Raw genomic sequence first — 11,549 nt, forward strand, 5'->3', positions numbered from 1 at the left:
TTTGTAAAATTTAAGTTGAAATTTAGGGTCAATTTCTTTCAAATTCAGCGAGAAAAATTTATAATTTTTATCAAAATTAAAATAAGCCTTAAAAAACTAAAGGAAGAAAATGAGTCAATTTACACACTTGCATTTACATACAGAATATTCTTTGCTTGATGGAGCTAATAAGCTTAAAGAATTAGCTTTGACTTTAAAAGAGCAGGGTGCTACAAGTGTTGCTATGACAGATCATGGAAATATGTTTGGGGCAATTGATTTTTATCAAACAATGAAAGCACAAGGTTTAAAACCTATCATTGGTATGGAAGCGTATTTACATAATCACGATGAATTAGATGATAAAAGTTCTCGTCAGCGTTTTCACCTTTGTTTGTATGCAAAAAATGAGATCGGATATCAAAATTTAATGTATTTAAGTTCTCAAAGTTATATTAAAGGTTTGTATTATTATCCGCGTATCAATAAAAAGCTTTTAGAAAAATATAGCGAAGGTCTTATTTGTTCTTCTGCTTGCTTGCAAGGTGAAGTAAATTGGCACTTAAATACTTATAGTGAAAGAAATGTGCGTTTTGGTGCAAAAGGCTATGAAGCAGCAAAAGAAGCAGCATTATGGTATAAAAAAGTTTTTAAAGATGATTTTTATTTTGAAATCATGCGTCATGGTATAGGTGATCAAAGAATGATAGATGATGATATTATCAGACTTTCTAAAGAATTAAATATAAAAATCATTGCTACAAATGATACGCATTATACTTTTAAAGAAAGAGCGGCTGCCCATGAGGTTTTTATGTGTATAGCTATGGGAAAAAAACTTAATGACCCTGATAGAATGCGTCATAGTGTGCATGAATTTTATGTTAAAAGCCCTGAGCAAATGAGTGAGCTTTTTGCAGATATTCCAGAAGCTATAGAAAATACACAAGAAATCGCGCAAAAATGTAATTTAGAGCTTAATCTTGGCAATCCCACTCCACCGAATTTCAAATTTACAAGAGAATATGCTAAAGATCATAATATTACCTTGCCTGAAGAAACAAAAGAATTTAGCTTTGATAATGATGACATAGTTTTTGAAGAGCTTTGTAAAAAGGGACTTGAAGAGAGATTAAAATTTATCGATGAAAGCAAGCATAAAGAATACAAACAAAGACTTGAGGTAGAAATTAATATCATTAAAAATATGAAATTTTCAGGTTATATGCTTATTGTTCATGATTTTATTAAAGTGGCTAAAGATAAAGGCATTCCAGTAGGTCCTGGAAGAGGATCAGCTGCAGGAAGTTTGGTTTCTTATTGTTTGAGGATTACGGATTTAGATCCTATTCCTTATAGTTTACTTTTTGAGCGTTTTTTAAATCCTGAGCGTGTGAGCATGCCTGATATTGATGTGGATTTTTGTCAAGACAGACGTGCTGAAGTGATTGATTATGTGATTGATAAATATGGAGCAGATAAGGTTGCACAGGTTATTACCTTTGGTAAGCTTTTAGCTAAAGGGGTGATTCGTGATGTGGCTAGAGTTTGTGATATGAGTATTCAAGATGCTGATGAGCTTGCTAAACTTGTGCCTGAAGAGCTTAAAATCACTCTTGATGCTGCTTATGAAAAAGAACCTAAAATCAAAGAATTTATTGATCGTCATCCTAAAGGTCCTGAAGTTTGGGAATATGCAAGAGCTTTAGAAGGATTAAATCGCAATGCGGGTATGCACGCAGCGGGTGTTGTAATTTCTAATGAAAGTTTATGGAAGAAAACTCCGCTTTTTAGACAAAGTAAAAATGATGAAAGACATTTGGTAACGCAGTATTCTAAAGATCATTTAGAAGATGTGGATTTGATAAAATTTGACTTTTTAGGTCTTAAAACCTTAACAGTAATCAATAATGCAATCAAGCTTATTAAAAAGCGTTATAATAAAGACATTATTTGGGAAACTATAGATGTAAATGATAGCAAAGTTTATAAAACCATACAAAGTGGAAATACTTTAGGGATTTTTCAAATCGAATCAGACGGTATGCAAAGCTTAAATGCACGCTTAAAACCAGAGCGTTTTGAAGATATCATTGCGGTTCTTGCGCTTTATCGTCCAGGCCCTATGGAATCAGGAATGCTTGATGATTTTATCGACAGAAAGCATGGTTTAAAAAGTATAGAATATCCTTTTGACAGTTTAGAAAAGGTTTTAGAGCCTACTTATGGGGTTATCGTTTATCAAGAACAGGTTATGCAAATTGTTCAAATTATAGGTGGCTTTTCTTTAGGAGGTGCTGATGTAGTGCGTCGTGCTATGGGTAAAAAAGATCCTGAAAAGATGAAAAAGCTTAAGACTGATTTTGCAGATGGAGCAGAAAAACAAGGATATGATAGAGCAAAAGCTGAGGATTTATGGGAGCTTATCGTAAAATTTGCAGGATATGGTTTTAATAAATCTCACTCTGCGGCTTATGCGTTGATTACTTTTCAAACAGCTTATTTAAAAACTTATTATCCTAGTGAATTTATGGCAGCGCTTTTAACAAGCGAAGAAAACAATGTGGATAAAATTGCTGTTTATATTGATGAGATGAAAAAAATGAATATTAAACTTTTACCTCCATCGATTAACAAAGCGATCCGTGAATTTAGTGCTTTAGAGCAAGATGGCAAGGATGCTATTATATACGGACTTGGGGCTATAAAAAGTGTGGGTATTCCTGCAGTTGAAAATTTACTTGAAGCAAGACAAGATGGAGAATTTAAGGATATTAATGATTTCTTAGGTAAGATAGATCCTACCAAAATAAACCGTAGAACATTAGAAAGTCTTATTAAGGCAGGGGCTTTTGATGAGTTTGGTTTTACTAGAAAAGCTTTGTTTGATAATATGGAAAATCTTAGCGAAGCATCGCGTAAAATGGCTGAAGTAAGAAAAAATGCTGCAAGTTCTCTTTTTGGTGAAGAGGAATTAACTTCAGGTGTTCAAGTAAATTTTACTCCCAAAAATGAAGAATTTGAAGTGATGGAAAAATTAGGATATGAAAAAGAAATTTTAGGAATTTATGTTTCAGGCCATCCTTTAGATCGATTTTATGAACAAATTAATGCCATAGATTATGTTAAAAGTTTAGATTTTGAAAGTTTAAAAAACAATGGAGAAATTTTAAGTATAGGTAAAATTGAAGATTTCAAATCCATGATGAGTAAAAATAATAAGCGTTATGGTAGAATTGAAATTTTGGATTATTATTCTTCGTTTGATGCTACTGTATTTGAAAGCAATGTAGAAGAAATAGAAAACATCATCAAAGATGAAAATTTAAAAAATAATGCCTATGGTTTTGTATTGGGATTTAAAGCTGAGGGAGGGGAGAAGCCTAGCTTTTTTTTAAAAGCAATTAAAGATTTACAAAGTCTTGAAGATGGCGAGATTAAAGCTATAAAAAAATTTGGAGCAAAAAAAGATTTCAAAAATAAAGAAGAAAATCATTTTACCGCAGAACCTAAGGAATTTGAAAAAAATATCATAGAGCTAGATTTGACAAGATTAAATAGAGAATTAATCTATGAAATTCATGAAATTGCTAGAAATGCACATAATCCTAATGAAAAAAATAATAAAAAACTTGTTTTAAAAGTTATTAGCGCGGGATCTTGCTTGCTTTATCATACAGATTTTATTATCTCTGATAGTATAGTAGAGGAAATTTCTAATAAATATGCTTAAGTAAGATTGTTCTTACTTAAGATTTTTAAATAAAATGCTTCCAAGTCTTACTAAGTTGGATCCGCATTTTATAGCAATTTCAAAATCATTACTCATCCCCATAGAGCAAATTTTAGCCCCATGTTTTTGAAGAATTTCATAAATTTTAAATGTAGTTTCAAAGCTTTTGATAATACTTTCTTTATCTTGGCTGTGTGATCCTATGCTCATTACGCCACAAAGATTTAGATTAGAGCATTCTTCTTGTATTTGTAAATATTCTTCTACAGCTTGATTTGGATCTAGACCGCTTTTGCTATTTTCATTTGCACTATTGATTTCTAATAAAGTATTTAATTTATAATCAAGTCTTTTGTCCATAGCTTTAGCTATTTTAATACCATTGCAAGAGTGCCATAATATAGGTTTTTGTTTGATTAAGAGATTAATTTTGTTGCTTTGTAGCATTCCTATAAAATGCCACTTTATGTCTAGTTTTTTTTCATCAAGATTTTCTTTTTTTTGTGCTAGAGCTTGGACTTGATTTTCTCCAAATTCTACTATACCTTGATCAAAAAGCTTTTCAATTATACTTGCATCGACATACTTGCTTGCGGCTACAAGACGAACGTTTTTGGTTTTTTCTAAAATTTGCTCTAAAGTCATTTTGATAAAGAAATAAGCCCTATTTAGGGCTTATATTATTGTAGTAAATTAGCAATTTTGCTTTGAAGCTGCATGTTGGATTGCGCAGCAATAAAAGCAGCAGCATTTTCTTTTAGATAATTGGCATTAAAATCATTAACATTTTTTGCCATATCATTATTTAGTAAATTATTTTCAGCTGCTTTTGAGTTGATGCTATTTTGAACACTTGCATTAATATTTGATGTGATGGCATTGATACCTGAGCCTATTTCACTTCTTAAACTTCCAAGTTGATCCATAAAATTTGTAATACTATCTTGATTATCTATGTTTAATCCACCTGTTGCTAATGGATTTAAATTTGTAGTTTCAGTTCCGCTACCTACTACAAAATTCATAGTTTGAAAGACATTTTTTCCATTATAAGTTGCATTATTAAAAGAATCATTGATGGATTCTTGTATGCGTGTTGCTTCTGTTCTTAGCATTCCTTTTTGAGAATCATTAAGTGCAGCATTGTTCATTTTTACTGAAAGTTCATTAAGTCTATCTGCGCTTTGAGAGATATTGGTAAGGCTAGCATCTGCAATTTGTAAAACCCCTATAGCATCATAAGCATTTGCGACACCTTGATCTATAGTACTTGATTGAGATCTTAAAGAATCAGCAATAGCTAAATTAGCACTATCAACTCCACTTATTGCGCGAACAGCTGCAATATTTTCTAAAGCTTTATCGCTAGCTTTTTGTGCATTATTTAAATAATAATTTTGTTGCATCATAGTTGCTTCAGAGATCATCATGGCCTACTCCTTCTCTTTCAGATTTATTTATATTTTATCATTTTTTTGCTATTTTAAAGCTTAAGAAATATAAAAAAACTTGCATTATCAAGATGATTTTAATCACCACTTCACTTGCATTATGGATACTGATAAATTCTTGAGTTTTTGTAGCGTTTTCTCCTAAGTTTTGGAGTTCAATTATGGTATTAGTAAAATAAAAAACAAATATTAAGCTTAAAATCAAAATAAGCAAACTCAGCATAAATTTTGAAAATTTTATTTGAAATTTTATTTCATCTTTTATAAGAGAATAAATTTCATATAAAAAATTAACCACTGAAACAAAAATCAGTAAATATCCCATTTTAATAAAAATTTGCGTCATCATTAAGCCACTTTGAAAATGGCTCAACACTCCTTCCCCTATAAGATTCTGAGGAAAAAAAATTGTTGGTGCAACAACTATTCCTAGTATGAGTTCAACCCCTATGATGGAGGCAAGTAAAAATAAATTAACAGCTTTCAAAAGTTTCTCCTTTTATTTTTTATCATAACGCATATTTGTAAATTTAGCTATAAAAGCACGATTATAACCTTGTTCATCTTTGAAAAAATCAACAATGAAATTATTTTGATATAAAATTTTTTCCAAAATTTTTTTTTGATCATAGCCAAATTCGCAAGCTAAAAATTTAACTTTTTTATCGAGGGAAAAATGTATGATTTCTTCTAAAATTTCATATCCTTTTTCTCCGCCAAATAAAGCTTCTTTGGGTTCTTTTTGTACCCAAATATCTATAGGATATGAATTTTTAATATAAGGTGGATTTGAAAAAATAAAATCATAATTTTCTTTAATTTGCTTAAAATTACAAAGTTTAAAGTCAATCAAGTGATCGACTTTGTGTAATTTGGCATTCTCTAAAGCTAATTCTAAGGCTTTAGGATTGATATCACAGGCTGTGATTTTTAACCCAAGTTCTTTGGCTAAAACAATGCTTAAAATTCCGCTTCCAAATCCTATTTCTAAAATCTTATTAAAAGTATTTTTTTTGCATAAATTTAAAATTTGAAAAAGTAAAATTTCACTATCATAACGAGGGATTAGAACGCCTTTTTTTATCTTAAATTCTAAGCCCCAAAAATCCACTTTTTCAAATATATATTCAAAAGGTTCTCCAGATTTAAAATGTCTTATAAGCTCAAAATAAGGTTTGTGATCTATTTCTATATCTTGGTTTAAAAATAACCAAGCTTTATCTTTTTTTAGATATTCACAGAGTATAAATACTGCTTCATTTTCATAACCTTTTAAGCTAGATTTAGCTTCTATAAGAGCATTTTTTATAGTCAAGAAAGAGCCTTGATTCTATCGCTAATACTTGGATGACTGAGATAAAAAAATGTATATATTTTACTTGTTTTGATAAAAGCTTTATTTTCTCTTGCTAGAGCTATCAACGCATTTTTCATATCTTCTTTGCTTGTAACTTTAGCTCCGTGTTGATCAGCTGCAAATTCATTTTTTCTACTTAAGGCATTAAGTATAGGAGAGATTAAAAAGCTAAAAATATTTGCAAAGATAAATAAAAGAGCAAATACACCGCCATTTACTCCTTCTAGATGACTTTCTAAGTAAACAAATTCAGGTAAATTTGCAAAAACAAAAAAAAGTAAAAACATAGTTATAGCACCGTTAAATAAAGCTTTGATAACATCCTTATGAACAAAATGTCCAAGCTCATGTCCTAAAACAGCTAAAAGTTCTCTTTCATTTAAAGCTTTTAATAATGTATCAAAAAGAACCACTCTTTTGCTTTTAAAAAGTCCACCAAAATAAGCATTTAAACGTTTATCTCTTTTGCTTGCATCAATAACATAAACCCCATTTGCATTAAACCCACATTGTTTCATTAAAGAGCTGATTTTTTTCAGCAAATTTTCATCGTTTAGTTTTTCCATTTTATTAAAAATAGGTGCTATCAAGGTAGGGTAAATAAGATTTATAATCACTATAATACAAAAGGCAAAAATAAAGGCCACAATCCACCAAAAAGTTCCAAAAAAATCATAGCAAAAAAGCAAAGCATAAAGGATTAAAAATCCAAATATTAAAGTTAAAATAAGACTTTTTACAGTGTCTTTGATAAAAAGTTTTACAGTCATATTTGAAAAACCATGGGCTTTATCTTTGATAAAACTTTCATAAATACTTAAAGGTAGATTTAAAATACTTGTGATTATTAAAAAAGATAATAAAAATAAAGTATTTTCAAAACGAGTGTTATTTGAGATAAGTAATTCTTTAAGATATAAAAATCCAAAACCTATCCATGCAATATTGATGATTAAATTATAAAAATTGGAAAATAGTTTAAATTTTTCATTTTCGATGGCAATGTCTGCTGCATTTTGATAGTCTTTTTCGCTTAAAATTTGAGCTTGTTTGTCTTTTTCTCTTTCTAAGAAACGAATTTGAGTATAGGAAATCCAAGATAAAAGTGCTGTGTAAAGACATAAAATTGCAATTAAAGTCATTATTTTTCCTTGATTAGTTTTTGCGAATTTTAGCTTAAAATAATGAAATAAAGTTAATAGCTTAAAATCTAAAATAATATTCTTTTCAACTAAGTTGATGTATATTTATAAAAAAGGATTAAAGAATGTTTTTTAAGAAAAAGATTTCACAAAAGCAAAAAGAAAAGCCTAAAATTCCAATCAATAATGTGATTTTAGATGACAGACTTTGTAAGTTTAAAAATAAAGTGCAAAAGATAAGCAAAGATGAAGCTTCGGCAAGTCTGCTTGCTAGACAATTAAGCAGACTTATCAGAGCTAATAAATTTTAATTTTGACATTTTTTCTTAGGGCGAAAAACCTTAATAACTTCATCATTTGCTTCTATATAAGCACCTTCTATTAAATCAATACAATAAGGTATAGCTGGAAAAACAGGCTCTAGACATTCTTTTATAGCTTTAGGATTTCCTGGTAAATTAATGATAAAAGATTTATTGCGAATTCCTGCGCTCTGTCTTGAAAGTATGGCTGTTGGGACATATTTTAAACTTTCTAAGCGCATAAGCTCTCCAAAACCTGGCATCATTTTATCACACACGGCTTCCGTGGCTTCTGGGGTTACATCACGAAGTGCTGGACCTGTACCTCCGCTTGTAACAATCAAATCGCATTTTTTTTCATCTGCTAGATAAAGTAATTTTTTAATGATCAAATCATAATCATCAGGGATTAATTCTTTATGATAAATAATATCATTTTTTATATATGAATTTAACACTCTTTCAATTTCAGCAGTAGCTTTATCTTCGTATATACCACTACTTGCTCTATCGCTTAGGGTTAAAATTCCTATGTTTATCGTATCCATTGTTCCTCCTTAATAAATTTTTATAACCATCCTTTTTTCTTGAAAACAACCAAAGGTAAAATGATAGAAATTACCATCACGCCAAGCACTATGGGATAAGCATAGTGAAGTTCAAGTTCTGGCATGAATTTAAAATTCATACCATAAATAGTTCCTATTAAAGTAGGAGGCATCATGGCAACAGTTGCAACGGTAAAAATTTTAATGATTTTGTTTTGTTCTATGTTGATTTGGCTAGCTAAAATGGTTTGAATATTGTCTAAGATATTAAGTTGCGAAACACTAAATTCAACCAAAGAATTTAAGTCTTTTAAAACTATAGTGAGATTTTGTTTTATATCTTTATCGATTTTATCGCTTTTTAGTAAAGAAGTCATAGCACGACGTTTATCAAATAAAGAATCTCTTACACGCATATTAAGCTCTTGTAAGCTTGAAATATCCTTTAGCATTTCATCATAACTATATTCATCTTTTTTTTCTAAAACACTTGTTCTTAAGCGTCTTGCTTCTTTATCTATCCATTCTAGTAAATCCGCATCTTTTTCAACGCGCACTTCAAACATTTTATCAATAATATCAAAACCATCTTCAAAATTCTTCGGACTAGCTAAAATCCTTGCTTGAATTTCTTCAAAAGTGCTAAATTCGTTATATCTTATAGTAAATAAGATATTTTTAGCTGTAGCAAAAGTAACAATTTCTGTGCGAAGCTTGATTAAATTCCTATCTTCTTCATCGCTTTTAAGATCTCTTACTAAAAAATGAGCATTGATGGTTATTGTCGCATTGTCTTCCCAATATTTTGCGCTAAGTTCTATTTCTTCTCTTTCTTCTTTTGTAGGAAACTCAAGATTAAATTCACTTGATATAAAAGCAATTTCCGCTGCACTTGGATGAAGTAAATCAATCCATAAAATATTTTGTGGTAGTTCTTGACTATCGAGATTAAAGTTGATTCTTTGAACTAAAGCATTTTGAGTTTTGATATAAACATAGAGCATAGTTATTCCTTATTTTTAACTTTAAAATTATACCTTGATTAGTTTAAAAATCTTTTGCAAATCAAAAACCAAATTTTCCACCTAAAGCTCTTAAACTAAGCTTTAATTTAAAATATCTTTAATCAGTTTTTGCAAATTCCTTTTTGTTTCTTCTTGTTCTTTTATGATAAAACATTTTGCTTTTGGCCAAAAATAACTTTTAGGATTTTCAAATTTTCCCCAACGCCAATCAAATCTAGGATGTAAAAGAACTATAGTAGGAATATCCATAGCTAAGCTTAAATGCGCTATAGCACTATCAATACTAAGCATACAGTCAATATCATATAAATAATTTAGAGTATCATTCCAATTTTCTATAAGCTTGCTTCTATCTTCTATTACCTTAGGCAATTCTTCTTTTAATTGCATTTGAAAAGAAATGATTTCATAATCTAAGTCTTTTAATACATCAAATAAAAATTCAAATTTTACATTTCTTAATAAATCAGAATTTTCAGCATTAGGAGTAGAGTAAAAAATACCAAGTTTTTTTCTTTTATTATGCGGTTTTTTCTGTGGCAATATAGGTGTTTTTAATCGTGAAATCTCATCAAGCTTAATATCAATAAAAAAAGGCAAAGAACAAATAGGAATAGCATAATCAAAATTTGTAGGTAGATTTTTTAAAACCTTTACATTTTTAAAAATATCATCATTTTGATTTAAAAATTTGATTTGATTTTTAAACATTTCATACATGGCACTTTGAGGAGCAAATAAAACCTTTGAAGCGATTTTGCAAAGTTTTTCTAAGCATCTTGCATACATTATAGTATCGCCAAAGCCTTGCTCGCAAAATACTAAAACTTCTTTATTTTTAAAAGCATCAACGCCAAATTTATTAAAAGCTTTTAGGCTTTCATTATAATGATAAGTAGAAAAAGTTTCATTATGAGCATAAAATAATCTGCTTTCATAATATTTCTTACCCTCTTCAAAATTATCATCCACTCCCATACGCATCAAAAGATAAGCCAAATCAAATTGATAGGTTGCATGAGAATCCAAACTAAGACATTTTTTATAAGCATAATAAGCTTCTTGATAGTTTGAATTAAATTCTAAGACCTTAGCATAGTTTTGCCAAAACTGTGCATGGTGTTGATTGGCTTCTTGTAGTGATTGAAAAAGTTCTAAAGAATCAGATATTCTAAAAAGCTTAAAAAGCAAGTATGCTTTTTGGGGTAAAATTTGATGAGTTAAAAAATCTTCTATTTTAGAAATAGTAAGATTTTCTTTGGTTTTACTATGAAGCCTATCTTCGAGTTTAATTAAATTAAGATTGGTTTGTTCAGCAATGATTCCTTTTTGTAGTTTATCAATCAAATCTTGCATAAAATGACACAAGTGCTCATGTGCATTTAATGCCTTGGTAAAATCATGTTTAAAATAAATTTCTGCATAATTTTTCCATAGATTAAGATTATACATATCTTTAGAAAGTAATTCTTTGAAAATTTGTTCAGATTCTTCTAGTTTATTACTCAGTTTATAAATAAAAGCCAATTCTAACTTAAGTTCATCTTCTAAATCATCTTTGCGAGTTAAAAGTGTTTGTAATAAATTCAAGGCTTCATCAAGTCTTAAATTTTCAATATAGCTTTTAGCAAGTATAAGACCATTAAAACTTGTAGGATTTAAAGAAAAAAGCTCTTGAGCATAATATAAAGCTTTTTGAAAAAGAGAAAGTTTATAAGAAGAAAGCGTAGCAAATTCTAAAGCAAATTTTGGACTTTCTTTTAAAAATTGCTCACTCAAGTTTAAACATTTTTCATAATTAGCATTAAAATAATAATAATGAATTTTATCAAACATATTTTTCCTTGATAGTTACATTAAAATCTAATATTATCTTATAAGTTGCATAAAAAGATAATTATATTTTTATAAAATTAAATAATAAAACAAAAATAAAAAAATAAATACAATAAAAACATCCATCCTAATAATTTTAAAATTATCAGGATGAAATTTTTAACAAGTAGGAGAGT

10 protein-coding genes are annotated in these 11,549 nt (G+C 29.1%); 2 read left to right on the top strand and 8 right to left on the bottom strand.

Annotation, left to right across the window (positions count from 1 at the left end):
* Nucleotides 1–109: 109 nt before the first annotated feature.
* A complete protein-coding gene (dnaE, locus tag AJ939_RS01720; RefSeq protein WP_004305583.1) occupies nt 110–3,712 on the top strand; it encodes a DNA polymerase III subunit alpha in 3,603 nt (1,200 codons plus the stop codon).
* A gap of 12 nt (nt 3,713–3,724) precedes the next feature.
* Here dnaE and AJ939_RS01725 read toward each other — a convergent pair whose 3' ends face one another.
* From AJ939_RS01725 to AJ939_RS01745, 5 genes are read right to left on the bottom strand one after another with little or no spacing between them, the layout of a single operon-like run.
* Nucleotides 3,725–4,357, bottom strand: coding sequence for a YggS family pyridoxal phosphate-dependent enzyme (locus AJ939_RS01725; protein ID WP_002871301.1), 633 nt, complete (start codon nt 4,355–4,357; stop codon nt 3,725–3,727).
* A gap of 35 nt (nt 4,358–4,392) precedes the next feature.
* Nucleotides 4,393–5,142, bottom strand: coding sequence for a flagellin C (gene flaC, locus AJ939_RS01730; RefSeq protein ID WP_002871300.1), 750 nt, complete (start codon nt 5,140–5,142; stop codon nt 4,393–4,395).
* Between the two features lie 37 nt (nt 5,143–5,179).
* Nucleotides 5,180–5,650, bottom strand: a complete 471-nt coding sequence (locus tag AJ939_RS01735) for a DUF4149 domain-containing protein (RefSeq protein ID WP_002871299.1) — start codon at nt 5,648–5,650, stop codon at nt 5,180–5,182.
* A gap of 12 nt (nt 5,651–5,662) precedes the next feature.
* Nucleotides 5,663–6,478: a HemK/PrmC family methyltransferase gene (locus tag AJ939_RS01740; RefSeq protein WP_070276186.1), complete on the bottom strand. Its 816-nt coding sequence runs from the start codon at nt 6,476–6,478 to the stop codon at nt 5,663–5,665.
* Nucleotides 6,475–7,662 (bottom strand): M48 family metallopeptidase, encoded by a 1,188-nt coding sequence (locus AJ939_RS01745; protein ID WP_004305587.1) that lies wholly within the window; start codon nt 7,660–7,662, stop codon nt 6,475–6,477. The genes AJ939_RS01740 and AJ939_RS01745 overlap by 4 nt, the downstream gene beginning before the upstream one ends.
* A gap of 125 nt (nt 7,663–7,787) precedes the next feature.
* Here AJ939_RS01745 and AJ939_RS01750 point away from each other — a divergent pair, with 125 nt between their 5' ends.
* Nucleotides 7,788–7,973, top strand: coding sequence for a hypothetical protein (locus tag AJ939_RS01750; protein WP_044778932.1), 186 nt, complete (start codon nt 7,788–7,790; stop codon nt 7,971–7,973).
* Here the strand turns inward: AJ939_RS01750 and mog are convergent.
* From mog to AJ939_RS01765, 3 genes are all read right to left on the bottom strand, one after another.
* The gene (gene mog, locus AJ939_RS01755) at nt 7,970–8,512 is read right to left on the bottom strand and encodes a molybdopterin adenylyltransferase (RefSeq protein ID WP_002842823.1); all 543 of its coding nucleotides are present in this window, start codon (nt 8,510–8,512) and stop codon (nt 7,970–7,972) included. The genes AJ939_RS01750 and mog overlap by 4 nt on opposite strands.
* A gap of 20 nt (nt 8,513–8,532) precedes the next feature.
* On the bottom strand, nt 8,533–9,516 hold the full coding sequence (gene corA, locus AJ939_RS01760) for a magnesium/cobalt transporter CorA (protein ID WP_070276184.1): 984 nt from the start codon (nt 9,514–9,516) through the stop codon (nt 8,533–8,535).
* 102 nt (nt 9,517–9,618) lie between these two features.
* Nucleotides 9,619–11,373, bottom strand: coding sequence for a hypothetical protein (locus AJ939_RS01765; RefSeq protein WP_070276182.1), 1,755 nt, complete (start codon nt 11,371–11,373; stop codon nt 9,619–9,621).
* Between the last annotated feature and the right edge of the window lie 176 nt (nt 11,374–11,549).

The sequence above is a fragment of the Campylobacter sp. BCW_6889 genome, from assembly GCF_001762535.1.
GTDB classification, from domain to species: Bacteria; Campylobacterota; Campylobacteria; order Campylobacterales; family Campylobacteraceae; genus Campylobacter_D; species Campylobacter_D jejuni.